Annotated in this window: 16 protein-coding genes and 1 riboswitch; of the genes, 10 read left to right on the forward strand and 6 right to left on the reverse strand. The window is 41.5% G+C overall.

Going from position 1 to position 16,663, the window contains the following annotated elements; genetic code table 11:
• Positions 1-191 precede the first annotated feature (191 nt).
• Together prlC and HNW13_RS19475 are read left to right on the forward strand one after the other, a co-directional pair.
• A complete protein-coding gene (gene prlC / locus HNW13_RS19470) occupies positions 192-2,231 on the forward strand; it encodes an oligopeptidase A (RefSeq protein WP_192116180.1) in 2,040 nt (679 codons plus the stop codon).
• Between the two features lie 215 nt (positions 2,232-2,446).
• Positions 2,447-3,109, forward strand: coding sequence for a PilZ domain-containing protein (locus tag HNW13_RS19475; RefSeq protein WP_243756350.1), 663 nt, complete (start codon positions 2,447-2,449; stop codon positions 3,107-3,109).
• 278 nt (positions 3,110-3,387) lie between these two features.
• Here HNW13_RS19475 and HNW13_RS19480 read toward each other — a convergent pair whose 3' ends face one another.
• Positions 3,388-3,765, reverse strand: coding sequence for a carboxymuconolactone decarboxylase family protein (locus HNW13_RS19480; RefSeq protein ID WP_192116179.1), 378 nt, complete (start codon positions 3,763-3,765; stop codon positions 3,388-3,390).
• A gap of 58 nt (positions 3,766-3,823) precedes the next feature.
• Positions 3,824-4,180: a MerR family transcriptional regulator gene (locus HNW13_RS19485; RefSeq protein WP_192116178.1), complete on the reverse strand. Its 357-nt coding sequence runs from the start codon at positions 4,178-4,180 to the stop codon at positions 3,824-3,826.
• A gap of 338 nt (positions 4,181-4,518) precedes the next feature.
• On the opposite strand from HNW13_RS19485, the gene HNW13_RS19490 reads away from it, so the two are divergent.
• From HNW13_RS19490 to HNW13_RS19500, 3 genes are read left to right on the forward strand one after another with little or no spacing between them, the layout of a single operon-like run.
• The gene (locus HNW13_RS19490; protein ID WP_243756352.1) at positions 4,519-5,094 is read left to right on the forward strand and encodes a DUF2975 domain-containing protein; all 576 of its coding nucleotides are present in this window, start codon (positions 4,519-4,521) and stop codon (positions 5,092-5,094) included.
• On the forward strand, positions 5,094-5,303 hold the full coding sequence (locus HNW13_RS19495; RefSeq protein WP_011639279.1) for a helix-turn-helix transcriptional regulator: 210 nt from the start codon (positions 5,094-5,096) through the stop codon (positions 5,301-5,303). The genes HNW13_RS19490 and HNW13_RS19495 overlap by 1 nt, the downstream gene beginning before the upstream one ends.
• 15 nt (positions 5,304-5,318) lie before the next feature.
• A complete protein-coding gene (locus tag HNW13_RS19500; protein ID WP_192116176.1) occupies positions 5,319-6,182 on the forward strand; it encodes an alpha/beta fold hydrolase in 864 nt (287 codons plus the stop codon).
• 63 nt (positions 6,183-6,245) lie between these two features.
• Here HNW13_RS19500 and HNW13_RS19505 read toward each other — a convergent pair whose 3' ends face one another.
• The 3 genes from HNW13_RS19505 to ribB form a co-directional block, all read right to left on the reverse strand.
• The gene (locus HNW13_RS19505) at positions 6,246-6,632 is read right to left on the reverse strand and encodes a VOC family protein (protein ID WP_192116175.1); all 387 of its coding nucleotides are present in this window, start codon (positions 6,630-6,632) and stop codon (positions 6,246-6,248) included.
• Between the two features lie 143 nt (positions 6,633-6,775).
• Positions 6,776-7,204 carry a GNAT family N-acetyltransferase gene (locus HNW13_RS19510; protein ID WP_192116174.1) on the reverse strand — a complete coding sequence of 143 codons (429 nt, stop codon included), beginning with the start codon at positions 7,202-7,204 and terminating at the stop codon, positions 6,776-6,778.
• A gap of 198 nt (positions 7,205-7,402) precedes the next feature.
• Positions 7,403-8,059 carry a 3,4-dihydroxy-2-butanone-4-phosphate synthase gene (gene ribB / locus HNW13_RS19515; protein WP_192116173.1) on the reverse strand — a complete coding sequence of 219 codons (657 nt, stop codon included), beginning with the start codon at positions 8,057-8,059 and terminating at the stop codon, positions 7,403-7,405.
• A gap of 94 nt (positions 8,060-8,153) precedes the next feature.
• A riboswitch (FMN riboswitch) is annotated at positions 8,154-8,324 on the reverse strand.
• Between the two features lie 275 nt (positions 8,325-8,599).
• Here ribB and HNW13_RS19520 point away from each other — a divergent pair.
• Both HNW13_RS19520 and HNW13_RS19525 read left to right on the forward strand, forming a co-directional pair.
• The gene (locus HNW13_RS19520; protein WP_101088556.1) at positions 8,600-9,130 is read left to right on the forward strand and encodes a thioesterase family protein; all 531 of its coding nucleotides are present in this window, start codon (positions 8,600-8,602) and stop codon (positions 9,128-9,130) included.
• Positions 9,131-9,227: 97 nt separating this feature from the next.
• The gene (locus HNW13_RS19525) at positions 9,228-9,914 is read left to right on the forward strand and encodes a DNA-3-methyladenine glycosylase I (RefSeq protein WP_162024118.1); all 687 of its coding nucleotides are present in this window, start codon (positions 9,228-9,230) and stop codon (positions 9,912-9,914) included.
• A gap of 17 nt (positions 9,915-9,931) precedes the next feature.
• Here HNW13_RS19525 and HNW13_RS19530 read toward each other — a convergent pair whose 3' ends face one another.
• Entirely contained in the window at positions 9,932-10,549 is a 618-nt protein-coding gene (locus HNW13_RS19530) for a TetR/AcrR family transcriptional regulator (RefSeq protein WP_192116172.1), read from the reverse strand.
• A 96-nt stretch (positions 10,550-10,645) separates the two neighbouring features.
• Here HNW13_RS19530 and HNW13_RS19535 point away from each other — a divergent pair, with 96 nt between their 5' ends.
• From HNW13_RS19535 to HNW13_RS19545, 3 genes are all read left to right on the forward strand, one after another.
• Positions 10,646-11,755 (forward strand): MBL fold metallo-hydrolase, encoded by a 1,110-nt coding sequence (locus HNW13_RS19535; protein ID WP_192116171.1) that lies wholly within the window; start codon positions 10,646-10,648, stop codon positions 11,753-11,755.
• A 327-nt stretch (positions 11,756-12,082) separates the two neighbouring features.
• Positions 12,083-13,231, forward strand: a complete 1,149-nt coding sequence (locus HNW13_RS19540) for an efflux RND transporter periplasmic adaptor subunit (RefSeq protein WP_101088552.1) — start codon at positions 12,083-12,085, stop codon at positions 13,229-13,231.
• A 9-nt stretch (positions 13,232-13,240) separates the two neighbouring features.
• A complete protein-coding gene (locus tag HNW13_RS19545; protein ID WP_192116170.1) occupies positions 13,241-16,396 on the forward strand; it encodes an efflux RND transporter permease subunit in 3,156 nt (1,051 codons plus the stop codon).
• Positions 16,397-16,663 lie beyond the last annotated feature (267 nt).

A 16,663-nucleotide genomic window follows, 5' to 3' on the forward strand; every position in this document is an offset into this window, starting at 1 on the left:
CCAGCTAGGTAGTAGAGCTGGTTATACATTAAATCAACGATAATATGGTCAAGTTTGGCGATAAGAAGGTCAGATTGTCGCCTCGAAACCGAGGTTATATTTATTAGGATAAATTGTTTTTACGCTTGAAAACGGTAACATTTAACCCAATATAGGCTAAATACTCACGCGACATATTTCGAGGAATCTTTATGAGCAATCCATTGCTAAGTAGCGCAGAATTACCAGAATTTTCAAAAATTAAACCTGAACACATTCAGCCTGCAGTTGAGCAAGCCATTGCCAAATGTCGTGAGACTATTGAAGTACTATTAGCAAAAAATAGCCAATACACTTGGGACAATCTCATTGAGCCTCTTGAAGACGTTGACGATGAGTTAAGCAAAATGTGGTCGCCTGTGTCGCACATGAACTCGGTGATCAGTAGTGATGAATTACGTGATGCTCACGATGCTTGTTTGCCGTTGTTGTCAGATTACGGCACCTATGTTGGCCAGCATCAAGGTTTGTACGAGGCGTATAAATCGATTCATGAATCGACAGACTTTGCCCAGTTAACTCAAGCGCAAAAAATGGTGATAGAGCAGAGCTTACGTGATTTTGAATTGTCGGGTATTGGCTTGGATGACAGTCAAAAAGCGCGCTATGGCGAAATGGTTAAACGCTTATCTGAACTCACCAGTAACTTTTCTAATCAACTGTTAGATGCCACCGAAGCGTGGACTAAGCTTATTACCGACGAAGCAGATTTAGCGGGTTTACCTGAGTCAGCCATCGCCGCAGCTAAAGCTATGGCCGACGCTAAAGAGCAAAAAGGTTGGTTATTCACCTTAGATTTTCCGTCTTATTTGCCTGTGATGACCTATAGCGAAAACCGTGAGTTACGCGAAGAGTGTTATCGTGCATTTGTGACTCGCGCATCTGACCAGGGCCCGAATGCCGGTGAGTTTGATAACACCAATAACATGAATGAAATTGTGGCATTGCGTCATGAGTTAGCCAATTTACTCGGTTTTGCTAGCTACGCAGATAAATCGTTAGCCACCAAAATGGCAGAAAATCCAGCACAAGTATTGGGCTTTTTAAATGAGTTAGGCGAACGGTCTAAAGACCAAGCCTCAACTGAATTAGCCGAACTGCGTGCCTTTGCCAAAGACCATTACAACGTGACCGAAATGGCCTCATGGGATTTGAGTTTTTACGCTGAAAAACTGCAGCAACACAAGTACGAAGTGTCGCAAGAAATATTGCGTCCGTATTTCCCAGAAGACAAAGTCTTGTCAGGCTTGTTCTATACCGTTAATCGCTTATTTGGTTTAACTATTAGCGAACAAAAAGGCGTAGACACTTGGCATAAGGATGTTCGTTTCTTCCATATTCATGACGCCGATAAAGTACATCGTGGCAGCTTCTACCTAGATTTGTATGCTCGTAGCGGTAAACGTGGCGGCGCATGGATGGACGATTGTCGTGGTCGCCGGGTTACCTCTACTGGTTTGCAAAAGCCGGTAGCGTATTTAACCTGTAACTTTAATGGTCCTGTCGATGGCAAACCGGCATTGTTTACCCATGACGAAGTCACCACCATGTTCCATGAGTTTGGCCACGGCATTCACCACATGTTAACCAAAGTGGATGTGGGCGGAGTGTCGGGTATCAATGGTGTACCTTGGGATGCAGTAGAGCTGCCAAGTCAGTTTATGGAAAACTGGTGCTGGCAAGAAGAAGCATTAGCGGAAATTTCTGGCCACTATGAAACGGGCGAACCATTACCAAAAGCATTGTTAGACAAAATGCTAGCGGCGAAAAACTTCCAATCGGGCATGATGATGGTGCGCCAACTTGAGTTTTCACTGTTCGATTTTAGAATGCACCACGAGTTTGACCCCGCTAAAGGCGTCGATATTCAAGGCATTTTAGACCAAGTTCGCAGCCAAATTGCGGTATTAACCCCGCCAAGCTTTAACCGTTTTCAACACGGTTTTGCGCACATTTTTGCGGGTGGTTATGCCGCAGGTTATTACAGCTATAAATGGGCCGAAGTATTATCGGCAGATGCGTTCTCGCGTTTTGAAGCCGAAGGTATTTTTAATGCTGAAACAGGTAAAAGCTTCTTAAATAACATTCTTGAAATGGGGGGAAGTGAAGAGCCAATGGAGCTATTTAAACGCTTCATGGGCCGTGAACCCAATACAGATGCTTTATTGCGTCACTGTGGTATTGCTGTTTAATAGGATTCATTAAAGGAAGAGGAGACGCTGAATAAGTGTCTCCTCTTTTTATATCAGCTGCATATTATTTAACCATAAACGTTCGATAAACGTACATTAATTAAAGTTGGTGACACTTTTTACTTTTAAAAGATATATATCTATTGCCTTAGTGATATTAACGCCATACATTTATGGTTGAAAACTTATAATTACACTTGAATGGATTCTTAACATTGTCAGCCATCCCAAGCCCTATCTTTTTCGAACTAACACCCGGGAAAATTGTTGATTTACAGATCGACCACCCCGTTAAGCTTCGCATAAAAGCGATGTTAGTTGGGTATGATCTCGGTCAATATATTATCTTAAAGCATCCAGCGCCGCATAATATGAGTAACTATGGCGATGTATTTGTTGATGGTAATGTTGTCGTCGTTCGATACCTATTAGAAGGTCAGCAAGGCGAGTGTTATGCGTTTAAATCGACAATTAGGAATATCACAAAGATCCCTGAAAAATTTATCTTTTTACGCTACCCAGATAAAATTGAAAATCGCCAGCTTAGAACTCATCAACGTTTCATTACTCATTTACCTGCATCAATTGTTGCAAAAGAAAATCAAGATGTTAAAAAAGCCGCTCAATTAAAGGGTATGATTTCGGACATATCAGCCAAAGGCTGTGGGTTTGTATTTAAAACGGATAACCCAAAAATCAAAGTGAATCAAAAAGATATCTTCATTATCATACGTTCTCCTAGTGATAAAGAAATAACCATTCCGGCAAAGGTGTGTAATAGCCGTTTTGAAAGTGGGAAAGTCAATGTGGGTATTCAATTTGAAGAAAATGATTTGCAAATTAAGGATCTATTGAATCAGCTTTTCATTGAGTTATAACGGAAAATACCAAAGAAATAATTCGTTAATAGGTTTTTTGTAAGAGTTGATCATTCCATAACATAGCCAATGCTGTTTAAAAATCGACCTTAAGTGTCTAACTAAAACATCTATAGGTTGTATACCAGTAATTTATTAATTTGAATTTTACATTTATTGATTTAGTTTTGTGTTAATCGATAAATATGAAAAATAATTGTAATAATCATGTTGAAAATCTACACTTATTTAATTCTTACAGTTATTAATTGGCGGTATTAAATACTATCGGTCATTTGTTATGCCTTTCGTTCTTGAAGGACTTCTTTAAACGCGAACATGCCATTTAACGCTGCTGGAAAACCGGCATAAATAGACATTTGTAACAGCACTTCTTTTACTTCTTCTTCGCTGCAACCAACATTCAAAGCGGCATTTAGATGGACTTTGAGCTGAGGCCTACAATTGCCTAAAGCGGTTAGTGCCGCAACAGTGGCTATTTCTCGCGACTTTACATCTAAGGCGGGTCGGGTATAGATATCGCCAAACGGATATTCAATGGTAAATCGGGCTAAGTCAGGGCAGATATCTTGCAGGCTTTCGATAACATTATGACCTGCTTCGCCGTCAATTTTTGACAACTGTTCCAGACCTAAAGTGAATCTTGAGTTTGGCATTGATGTACTCCTATCGATAAGTAGAAGCCATACCTTACAAGTTAGAGTTAACTCTAAGTCAACGGACTTTATTGGCTTCATACAAACTAATTTTGTTTTCTAACGCCAGTAAATGATTTTGCTGAAGTTCAATGTGAGCCTGTAACTGGTCTTTGTGACACTCAAGTAGTTGTTGGCGGTCTAACACAGTACCTGGCCCTAATGATCGCAATTGGGCATATTGCTGAATTTTGGTTAAAGCCATCCCCGTGTCTTTAAGGCGTTTGACAAAATTAATCCATTCTAAGTCTTTGGCTGTGTAGACTCGATGGCCACTGCTATTTCGTTGAATGTTGTTGAGTAAACCGACTTTTTCATAATAACGCAGCGTATATGAAGATAATCCGGCTAACGTCGAAAATGCTTTCATATTCATCACTTTACTCCTGAGTTAATGGTTTTTTCTGTTAAACCTTTATAATACAATCAGTTATTAACGATACCCTCATGTGTTATAGATGTAAAACAAAGCTATCAAGTAAAAGTTGTTGAGCATTATCAACAAACTTATGTCATCTATCTCGAGTTAATAGCATAGGCACTTTAATCATTTATTTCGATAGTCATTTATTGTGATTCAAACGGGTGATTTGGCATTCTGACTAATAGGTACATTAGCTTTAATACATTTAAAGTATCGTTTATCGATAATTTATTGCTGATAAAAGGTTTGTGTGTTAACTTTAGTTTAACATTAACCAGCTTAGAATGATCATGGATAGAATTGTCTCGTTAAGTAAATGGATTAAATTGCTGATTGTATTTTTAGCTTTATTACAAGTCACTAGTTATGGCGGCACTATGGTGTTCGGAGAATTCCAAGCGGGTGAATATGTGTTAACCATTGATTGGTGGGGTTGGTTTAGTAGTTATCTAGCTGTCGACTTTGGTACACCTTGGCAAGCTCTCGCTCAAAGCCTTTATGATGCGGGATTTCATCCTGGGATCATTCTGGGCAGTGTTGAAATTCTACCTTACCTGTTTATTTACTCTTTTCTCTACCAACTTTTTGGTCTGTATCAGCAAGGTCATGTGTTTACTCCACGTAACTTCCGCTGCTTGAGCCGTATTGCCTTGGTATTTTTAGTCTGGATTTTACTCAGCCTTTTCTACCCGATGATCATCGCATTTACATTGCACTTTAGTGGTACATCTAGTGCGGTACCTGTTTATTTTAGCCTTGGCAGTCAAGAATTAAAGTATGCACTTTTCGGAATGATTTTTTACTGTGTGGCATGGGTAATGAAGCATGCAACTGAGCTTCAAGAAGAGGCGGAGTTGACAATTTAATGGCCATAATTATTGAGCTGGATGTGATGTTGGCAAGGCGAAAAATGAAGTCCACTGAACTAGCTGAATTGATAGGTATAACCCCTCAAAATTTGTCGGTGCTTAGAAGTGGCCGCGCAAAAGCGATTCGATTTTCGACACTAGACGCTATTTGCCAGCATTTACAATGCTCGCCAGGTGACATTTTAGTCCACAAGGACGATGAATAAATTAAGGACAATAATATGCAAAATTTGCTTAAAAAAATAACCACAGTAGCAATGTTAGGCACCACAATGCTGGTTACTTCAGGGTGTACTATGCGCCTAAGTGAAAGCACCTTTATTGCCAGCGATGAAGTCCCCGCAGCCTTTACCGCTGAGTTTACTCAACAATTACAGCAGGCGATGCCTAATCATTTGATTACCCCAGTCAGCTTAGAGTCAATTGATCACGTTAAGTTAAATGGTTTTTATATCGATAACCCCAATAGCCTTACAACCTTGGTCTTTTATCAAGGCAACGGCATGAAAATCGAACCACATGGCCTGTCGGTACTGACCACATTATCAACGCTCAATACCGATATTTTAGTAATGGATCGTCGTGGATTAGGGGCAAGTGAGGGCCAACCAAGCATTAACAATATTATTGCAGATGCACAGCAACAACTGGATTATTTACATCAGCAATATCAGCCTAAGAAAGTGATATTGCACGGTTACTCATTAGGCAGTTTTATTGCCGCTGATTTAGCAAAAAATAATAAAATAGATGCGCTGGTTTTACACGGTTCAGCAACTAATGCCGACGACTGGGTTGATGAAAAAACACCGTGGTATATGGCACCGTTTATGACTTTGGAAATGTCAGAAGATTTTCGTAAAACAGATAATAAGCAAGTGGTAGCGCAATATTATCAAGGGCCATTATTGGTGATTGCGGCAGAAGATGATGAAGAAGTCCCGCCTAAACTGTCTGAAAAACTGTTTGTCGCTAGTCAGTCAGCCAATAAGCAGTTAATTATGGTGCCCAACGTTGGCCATCAAGGCATGTTAGACGATGCCAGTACCATGAGTCAGTATCAAACGTTTATTACTGCATTGTGATTTAGTTTGTCTCCAAGTTAATTTCACATGGATGTGAACAGATTCATTAAGCCACAATAGTTGCTATTGACCTAAAGGCGGCTGCCATAATTCGACTTTATTACCTTCAGGATCGATGACCCACGCAAACTTGCCGTATTCAGATTCATCTATTTTATCGAGGACATTACAGCCTTCTGCTTTGAGGGCTGCGATGACAGCGTGAAGGTCTTCAACGCGATAGTTGATCATAAATGAGGCTTGGCTTGGGGAGAATTGGTCGCTTTTCTCTGAACTCACCGCCCAGATAGTGGTTCCACCTACGGGCTTGTTATTTGAGTCGCTCCAAGAAAAAGCCGCGCCGCCCCATTCTTGAACATCAATGCCCAGATGACGCTTGTACCAAGCCTGCAATGCAGGTGCATCTTTTGCTTTAAAAAATATGCCGCCGATACCCGTGACTCGATTCATGTGAACCTCCATATATCATGTTTAAAACCATGTTCTGCTATAGGGCTAGCGTCCTAATATTGGTTGCTGAGTAATATGTTAACGTTACAAATATGCTTTTTTTAAAGTGTTATAACCAATTTTTTATGTGGGTTGGAATGAGTCTATGAGCTGCTAATTTGCATAAAATATTCGTGCTGATCTTCACCGGTAATTTCAAACCCTAACCTTTTGTATAGTTGCAACGCAGGGTTCTGTTTCAATACAGTTAACTCAATCAATTTTTGCTTCGAGTCTGTGATAATTTGCTGTAATATTTTTTGGCCAAATCCTTGCCTTTGAAACAATGGATGGATTTGGATCTGCATGATTTCGACTGTAGCTTCACTGACTCGATATTTTAACGTCCCGATTAACTCGTTGGCGTACACGACCAGATAAGAGCATTCATAAGCATCGTTTAATCTATATTCATGTTGCGCATCAGACAAGAACTGCCCAGACTTTTCAAAATGCTCAACCATGGTTAATTTACGTAAATCGAGTAGATAGGTTTTGTCTTTTTCGGTGGCAGAAATAAACTCACATCTCATTTATACCTCGTTGCGCATCGGTTATGACGTTTGACTTGTAATATTGCATTACTATAAGCCAAATCGAGCTTAGTCTATATTTAAGATATTTTTTATAACTTATTAGATGTAAAAAAAGAGACGCCATTTGATAATGCGCCTCTCGTTTTTATTTAATAATGCGTCACTATTGTGACAGCCTATTAATGACTTTGCTCATTACGCCAGCTTTAAATCATACTGGTTACGGTACATCACCATGTCTTCGATGGTGAGTACAGGCATGTTGTGCTTAAGGCCAAAGGCGATAATTTCTGGTGTTTTGGCCATGCTGCCATCTTCGTTGGCCAGTTCGCATAATACGCCAGCTGGCATTAAGCCTGCCATTTGCATTAAGTCGACAGTGCCTTCGGTATGACCGCGACGAGACATCACTCCGCCAGCGCGAGCACGTAATGGGAATACGTGTCCAGGATGAGCCAAGTCAGATGCTTTGGCATCGCGGTTTGCGGCAGTTTTAATGGTGGTCACGCGATCTTGAGCGGAAACGCCAGTGGTAACACCATGCTTTGCTTCAATAGAGATGGTAAACGCAGTTTGGTTGGCGCTGTTGTTATTAATAACCATTGGCGGCAATTGTAACTTGTTGGCGTGTTCGTCGGTTAAGCATAAACACACAATACCGCTGCATTCGCGGATCATTAATGCCATTTGGGCTGTGGTTAAATGCTCGACAGAATAAATAATGTCGCCTTCATTTTCACGATCTTCATCATCGAGTAGTAATACGCCTCGGCCTTCTCTAAGCGCCGCTAATGCGTTTTCTACACGGGTGATTGGATCGCCAAATTCGGCAAGTAGTGATAACTGATTCATGGTTGTACTCCTAAAATGACCAGAATCAGGGCTTGTAAAGAGGGATATAAATCCAAAACAAATTGCATCAACAAGCCGAGGCTAATTGATGTATCTCTATTCTCTCTCATCCGGACTGTAACCGTCGGCTCTGGACTGTTAGACATTACTCATGAGTAAATACCTAAGTCACCAGATCTGCTGACCTCGACGAATCGAGCGCTCGCGGGCTCACTTTTTCAAGTTTACCGCCGGTGGGGAATTGCGCCCCGCCCTGAGAATTATAAACAATGTGTTTGCGCTGATTTGGCTGTAATCGACTCAACGACTACGGCGTTATTGTTAGTAAGTTACGTGAAACTCAGTTAACTCACTGCCAATTTAATCAAAACGCCTCGCTATGTTAATCAGTTAAGCCACAGATGAAAAGGGGGATAAGTCTCAAAAAGAGTAACAAATAAAGTGTAATGCCAATTTTGTGCTACCAAATACAGCTAAAGCCGCTTGCTCGCTGGTATGACCTTTGTTAGCCTGTCGCGCTTACATTAGGAGTAACCGTGCATGAATCTGTATTTTCGTATTATTTTGTTGTTTTTATGGCGAATAGGTCATTGTAAAAGTATTGGTTTTTTAGGCACTAGCCGAATTGATTATCGTGCTTTACCGTTAGATTGCGATATCAATATGCATTTAACTAACTCGCGTTATCCTGCTTTTATGGATTTAGCGCGCACCTATTTGATTGCCGAAATGGGTTTGATGAAACAGTTTCTAAAAAACAAATGGTTACCGATAGTGAATGCGGCAGAGTTTACTTATATCCGCGATATTAAGCCGTTTGAAAAGTTTACCATTGAAACTAAAATCGTTGGTTGGGACGAAAAATACTTTTATATTGAGCATCGTATGGTTACCGCCCGTGGTTTACATTGCATTGCGCATGTTCGTGGTGTGTTTGTATGTCGAGGTAAACAAGTGCCTATTGAAACCTTAATTGCTGCTGCCGGTTACACAGGTGACACACCTGAAATGCCTGCTGAAGTGGTTAAATGGAAACAGTTTTTACAACTTAAAAAAGAACGTAATATATAGCGTTAGTTGTTTTTGGTATCAATGTTAATGTTTAAAGATCAACAAGCCTTTATCTGCCGTATTGGCAGATTATCGATTGGGTTAAAGGAGCTACGCGGTGGCATTAGAAAAGTTCAGTGATATTTGGGCGCGAGCATGTGAGCGTAAAGGCGGGCCGGCGGCAGTTAAGTCATTGCTGCCTGGCACTCTCGATGCCGATGAAATCAGCGAATATACTGATGCGCAGTTATTGTCTGTTATGAGTAAACGCGTGTTTCAAAGTGGCTTTGTGTGGCGAGTGGTTGATAACAAATGGCCAGCTTATGAAAAAGCCTTTTTTGACTTTGAACCAATGAAAGTGCTGATGCTGTCACCCGATCAAATTCAACAGCGGGCAACCGACCCAGTGCTTATTCGGCATCAAAAGAAAACCCAGGCGATTGTTGATAACGCTTATATGATCCAGCAGATTAATGCTGAACACGGCAGTTTTGCGGAATTTATTGCTCATTGGCCAAGCGATGATATTACTGGTTTGTGGCAAGTGCTTAAAAAGCGCGGCACCCGTTTAGGTGGCAATACTGGGCCTTATTTTTTACGTGCAATAGGTAAAGATACCTTTTTATTAAGCCAAGATGTGCAGTCATATTTAACTGCTCATAACGTCGTTGATGCTGGCTTTACATCGCAAACCGCTTTACGCCAAACCCAAGCTGCATTCAATCATTGGCAACAAGAATCTGGCATGAGTTTAGCGCATATCAGCCGTATTATTTCATTCGGTGTGGGTGATAACCGAGTGTAGAGTAGCCAACAATGGACTTATGCCTGATAACGACATAAAAACATGGTAACGATGCTTGCGGCAATGTCATCTTTTTGTTGTTCGTTTAATGGCTCTTCGACTTGAAATATTAATGGCCAAAAACATTGGCCTTTAATCAAGCTTTGCACTTCTGTTTGGGCCAGTTCAACATTTTTCACTGTTAAGCGTCCGTCCAGCGTTGCTGCTTTTATCCAGCGCAAAATAGCCGTTTCTTCTTTAATTACCTTTTGTAATTCTTCTTGCATTTCAGTGGTATAAAACAGATGGCCAATCACCATTCGCGATACTTCAACGTGCTCTTCTGATTGAATATAATCCATATCAAAACGCACCAACTGTTGCAGTTGTTCAGCCAAAGGTTGATGTGAGTCATATACCACAGAGGGTTGAGATAATGCTTGTTGCCATAAATCAGTCATCAAGGTCATCACCAAAGCTTCTTTGGTGGCAAAGTGGTTGTACACTGTTCGCTTAGACACTCCAGCTACTTCGGCTAATTTATCCATACTCGTTGCCGCAACCCCTAATTCTTTAAAGGTTGTTCTAGCTGCTTCAATAATCGCGGCGCGTTTAATCTGGCTGCGTGTTTGCTTTTCTGTGTTCATTGGTTTCATCTAATCAATCTTATTGTAATATTTTACACTGAGTAGTTTACTTTTCAATAAGGGATTATTAAACTACACCGTGTAGTTTACTTTTGGAAGCGATAGATGAAAATATTAATGAGTCTTTTAGTCGCGCTTAGTGCATTGATTGTGATTATTTTGATCAATAAATATTGGTCTGAATCGCGTGGACATAAGACACAAATCTTCAGCAATACCGATAAAGTCTATCAAGCGGGTATTAGCAGCTTATGGCCAATTGCCAAAGCCTATTGGTCGACAAAGCGTCAAGCGCCCATTCCCCAAGGTGTGATCCCATTAGAAGCATTAACCCCAGAGATATTGGCTCAATCGACACAAGATACCGTTTATCGTTTGGGTCATTCGACGTTATTGATGCGTCTTGATGGCGAATATTTATTGATTGATCCGGTATTTAGCGAGCGAGCATCACCGGTGCAGTGGGCAGGACCGAAACGTTTTCATCAATCGCCAATCAGTATTGCTGATTTACCCGCAATAAAGGCGGTGATTATTAGCCATGATCATTACGATCACCTCGATAGCGCTGCCATTGAGCAATTGGCTACCAAGGTGCAACATTTTGTTACCCCACTTAAAGTGGGTAAGTACTTAACGGCTTGGGGCGTTGATCCTATTCAAGTGACCGAACTGGAATGGTGGCAGTCTGTTGAATTAAATGGCTTGAGTATTACCGCGACACCAGCGCAACATTTTTCAGGCCGTGGCTTGCTTGATCGGAACCAAACCTTATGGGCGAGTTGGGTTATTCAAGGTTTACAACATAAGGTGTTTTTTAGCGGAGACAGCGGCTATTTTAATGGATTTAAAGAAATTGGTGAGCGTTATGGGCCATTTGATCTCAGCATGATTGAAACGGGCGCCTATAATGAATTGTGGAGTGATATTCATATGTTGCCAGAGCAAAGCCTACAGGCGCATATTGATGTTAAAGCAAAGGCAATGATGCCAGTACACAATGGCACTTTTGATTTAGCGTTACATGATTGGTTTGAGCCTTTTGAACGTATCAACCTGTTAGCTAAACAGCAAAATGTCACCTTGTTAACGCCAAAATTTGGTCAAGCGGTGATGTTAGCCAATCCGCAAGCTAGCGAGTTGTGGTGGCGTGCCATTATGCTTGAGCCACAAAAAACAGATGAATTAAATAAGGTTGTCATCAACAATAACTAAGTTAATGTATTAACAGTGTACGTAGGCATGGATAGTTAATCCATAAATTGACTTTACCAGCATGTTACCAGGTAGTGTATTTAATGACTTAATAGGTAATGTTTGTTTGATTACCTGCGTATCGATTACAGTTTGATAACATATTCAATATATTTAACTGAAACTTATTATTTATTTACAATTTATTCGCATTAGCTTAGTTGTTTGAATTTTATACCTATGCGATAAAGTACACAGAAAATTTAACAGTTTAATTTTAGCTATTTTCAAATGAAATTCCTCAAGACTGAGGTGTCATATTGAAAATAAATTGGAGTAGGAGCACTCATGCACAAAGCATTGAAAGTCGCCGCAGTTATTTCTGCTGCATTATGGATTACCGCATGTGGTCAAGGGGATGAAAATGCCCAGTCACAGCAACCGCGACCACCTACACCCGTTGGCGTGATGACAGTTGAAGCAATTTCGCAAGCGATTAAGGTTGAATTACCGGGTCGAAGCCGTGCCTTTTTAGAAGCTGAAGTGCGTCCACAAGTGTCAGGTATTATCACTAAGCGTGCTTTTACCGAAGGCACCGAAGTTAAACAAGGTCAATCTCTGTATCAAATTGATGCAGCCACTTATAAAGCGGCATTAGTGAGTGCAGAAGCCGATCTTGCTAGCGCAAATGCGGGTTTAGCCTCAGCAAAAGCCAAAGCGGCGCGTTATGCCAAATTAGTCAAAACCAATGCAGTCAGTAAGCAAGATTTTGACGAGACGGAAGCGTTATTTAAAGAAGCACAAGCTTCAGTAGCGGTAGCGAAAGCCGCTATTAATACCGCGACCATCAACACCGAATATACTGAAGTTAAAGCACCGATCTCTGGTCGTATTGGTAAGTCATCTGTTACTGCTGGCGCGTTAGTGACCGCTAATCAAAGTAATACCTTAGCGACAATTCAACAGCTTGATCCGATTAACATCGACATCGTTCAGTCAAGTGCACAATTATTGCGTTTAAAAGCCAATTTACGTTCAGGCCAGTTATTGAAAAGTGACAATGCTAAAGTGACCTTAATTCTTGAAGACGGCAGAACATACGATCAACAAGGTATATTACAATTTGCTGAAGTGAATGTAGACGAAACTACCGGTTCAGTGACGTTACGTGCCGAGTTCCCTAACCCTGACGGTACCTTGTTACCCGGTATGTATGTGCGTGCGCTATTAAATGCTGGCCAAGACCCACAAGCTATTTTAGTGCCTCAACGTGCTATTACCCGTAATTCCAAAGGCCAAGCGGTTGCAATGATAGTAAACCAAGACAGTAATGTTGAAATGCGCGTGGTACAAACCGCTGAAGTGATTGGTCATCAATGGCGTATTGTCGATGGTTTGTCTGTTGGCGATAAGTTAATTGTCGAAGGATTACAAAAAATCCGCCCTGGTGCACCGGTTTCTGCACAGGTGTTAACGGCTGACCAACCACAAAAGTAGGGAATCATTATGGCTCGTTTTTTTATTGATCGCCCTATTTTTGCGTGGGTGATTGCACTATTAATTATGCTTGCAGGTGTGTTAGCCATTAGAGGCTTACCCATTGCGCAGTATCCAAGTATTGCACCGCCAACCGTAGTGATCAGTGCTTTCTATCCTGGTGCGTCTGCCAAAACCATGGAAGACACAGTCACTCAGGTGATTGAGCAGCGCATGACTGGGCTTGATCACTTACGCTATATTTCTTCAACCAGTGACAGTTTTGGTAATGCGAAGATTACCCTAACGTTTAATGCAGAGGCTGATCCAGATATTGCTCAAGTACAAGTTCAGAATAAGCTGCAAGCGGCTACGCCATTGTTGCCTACTGAAGTTCAACAGCAAGGTGTACAAGTTAACAAGTCCAGTTCTGGATTTTTAATGGTACTTGGTTTTGTGTCTTCTGACGGTTCGATGGGCAAAAGCGATATTTCTGATTATGTTGCTGCCAACGTTCAAGACCCAATGAGCCGTGTACCTGGTGTGGGTGAACTCACGCTTTTTGGTGCGCAGTATGCGATGCGTATTTGGTTAGACCCGTTTAAGTTAACTCAATACAAATTAACCAGTATTGATATTATTGCGGCAATACGTGAGCAAAATGCCCAGATATCAGCAGGACAATTAGGTGGTGCCCCCTCGGTTGCAGGTCAAGAACTTAACGCGACCGTATCAGCACAGAGCCGCTTACAAACCCTTGAGCAATTTAAGCAAATCATTGTTAAATCTGACTCATCAGGTGCCAATGTTTATTTAGGCGATGTCGCCAGAGTTGAGTTAGGTGCAGAAAGCTACGCAGTAGACTCATATTACAATGGTAAACCAGCGTCGGGCCTTGCATTCAAGCTGGCTACAGGCGCGAATGCGTTAGACACGGCAGAAGGCATTAAAGCCAAAGTTAATGAGATGAAAGAGTTTTTTCCTCAGGGACTTGAAGTCGTTTATCCCTATGATACAACGCCATTCGTAGAGCAATCGATAGAAGGTGTTGTGCACACATTGATAGAAGCCATTGTGTTGGTATTCTTGATTATGTATCTGTTCTTACAAAATTTTAGAGCAACGCTTATTCCTACCATCGCTGTACCAGTAGTATTGCTAGGTACGTTTGCGGTGCTATCAGCAGCAGGTTTCACCATCAACACCTTAACCATGTTTGCCATGGTGTTGGCCATTGGTTTGCTGGTGGACGATGCGATTGTGGTGGTGGAAAACGTCGAACGCGTGATGTCGGAAGAAGGCTTAAGTCCGCTGGAAGCCACCCGTAAATCGATGGACCAAATTACCAGTGCGTTAGTGGGTATTGGTTTGACCCTGTCAGCTGTATTTGTACCAATGGCATTTATGTCTGGGTCGACAGGGGTTATTTATCGTCAGTTCTCGATCACCATTGTATCGGCTATGGCCTTGTCGGTGTTTGTGGCAATTGTACTAACGCCTGCGTTATGTGCCACCATGCTAAAGCCTGTTAAAAAAGGCCATACTCATGCAGATACCGGTTTCTTCGGTTGGTTTAACCGTAAATTTGATGCCATGACATCACGTTATGAATCAAGTGTTGGCAGTATTTTAAAGCGTTCATTCCGTGTCATGTTGATCTACGTTGGTTTGGTTATCGCAGTGGCCTGGATTTTCTTACGCATGCCAACTGCATTTTTACCCGATGAAGACCAAGGTATCTTGTTTACCCAAGCTATTTTGCCAACCAACTCAACCCAAGAAAGCACGGTTAAGGTCTTAAAAGAGGTATCCGACTATTACCTTACCGAAGAGAAAGACCTCGTAAATTCAGTGTTTACTGTGGCGGGCTTTAGTTTTGCGGGTTCTGGTCAAAACATGGGTATTGCGTTTGTGAGCCTAAAAGATTGGTCCACACGTGAAGCGCCGGGTGAAGATGTTAAGTCGTTAGCGGGTCGAGCTATGGGTCGCTTTATGCAAATTAAAGAAGCCTTAGTGTTTGCCTTTGTGCCGCCATCAGTGATTGAACTTGGTACCGCAAATGGTTTTGACGTTTACTTAAAAGACTTAAACGGTCAAGGACATGCCAAGTTAATTGAGGCGCGTAATCAATTATTGGGCATGGCTGCGCAAAACGCTAATCTTGTAGGGGTTCGTCCAAATGGACAAGAAGATGCGCCTATCTATAAAATTAATGTTAATCACGCCAAATTACGTGCTTTAGACATTGATATTAATAGTGTGAACAGTGTCTTGGGTACCGCGTGGGGTGGGTCGTATGTGAATGACTTTATCGACCGTGGCCGAGTTAAGAAAGTTTATGTTCAGGGTGAGGCTAAATACCGTATGCAACCTGGCGACTTAGACTCTTGGTATGTGCGTAACAATAATGGTGAAATGGTGCCGTTTTCGGCATTCGCATCAGGTTCCTGGGAGTTTGGTTCACCTCAGTTACAACGTTTTAACGGTGTGCCTGCGGTTAACATTCAGGGCGCTACAGTCCCGGGCTACAGTACCGGTGCGGCGATGGATGCACTTGAAAAAATGGCTGAGAAGCTTCCACCTGGCTATGGCTTAGAGTGGAATGGTTTGTCGTACGAAGAACGTTTATCGGGTAACCAAGCGCCTAGCTTATATGCGTTATCTATTTTAATCGTATTTTTAGTGTTAGCGGCATTGTATGAAAGCTGGTCGGTACCATTATCGGTCATTTTAGTTGTTCCACTCGGGATTATTGGTGCCTTACTGGCAATGAGTGCCCGTGGTCTGCCTAATGACGTATTTTTCCAAGTAGGCTTGCTAACCACGGTGGGCTTGGCGACTAAAAATGCCATTCTAATTGTCGAGTTTGCTAAGGAATACTACGAGAAAGGCTCAGGCTTAATTGAGGCAACCTTGCATGCTGTTAGAGTACGTTTACGCCCAATTCTAATGACCTCTTTAGCATTTGGTCTAGGTGTTGTGCCATTAGCGATTAGCTCAGGAGTAGGCTCTGGTAGCCAAAATGCCATCGGTACTGCGGTATTGGGCGGTATGATGACCTCCACCTTCTTAGGTATCTTCTTTGTGCCGTTATTCTTTGTGGTGGTTGAACGCATTTTCAGTAAGCGTGAAAAACCGACTGAAGAGGAAAATGAAAAAGTGGATAATGATAGAAAAGATATTTAATTTTTTACATTATTGATTGTCAAAAGCCCAGTTTTGCTGGGCTTTTTTGTGACTATTGTTTCTCGATAGATGCAGCTGCTAATAAATAGCCTTAATGGTGTTAAGTCAGCATTATTAAACGATATTTTAATTATTTGTGCAGGGGAAACTGTAAATGTGTTTAAAAAACACTCTTGTGCGAATGGTTTTAGGTAGTTGATAAAACTAAAGATTAAAATTTTAACTGTACAGTATTCAACCGTGCTAGTACTATTTTTTGTGTTATAG

Origin of the sequence: Shewanella sp. BF02_Schw (genome assembly GCF_014596695.2) — a bacterium.
In the GTDB taxonomy this organism is placed as follows: Bacteria; Pseudomonadota; Gammaproteobacteria; order Enterobacterales; family Shewanellaceae; genus Shewanella.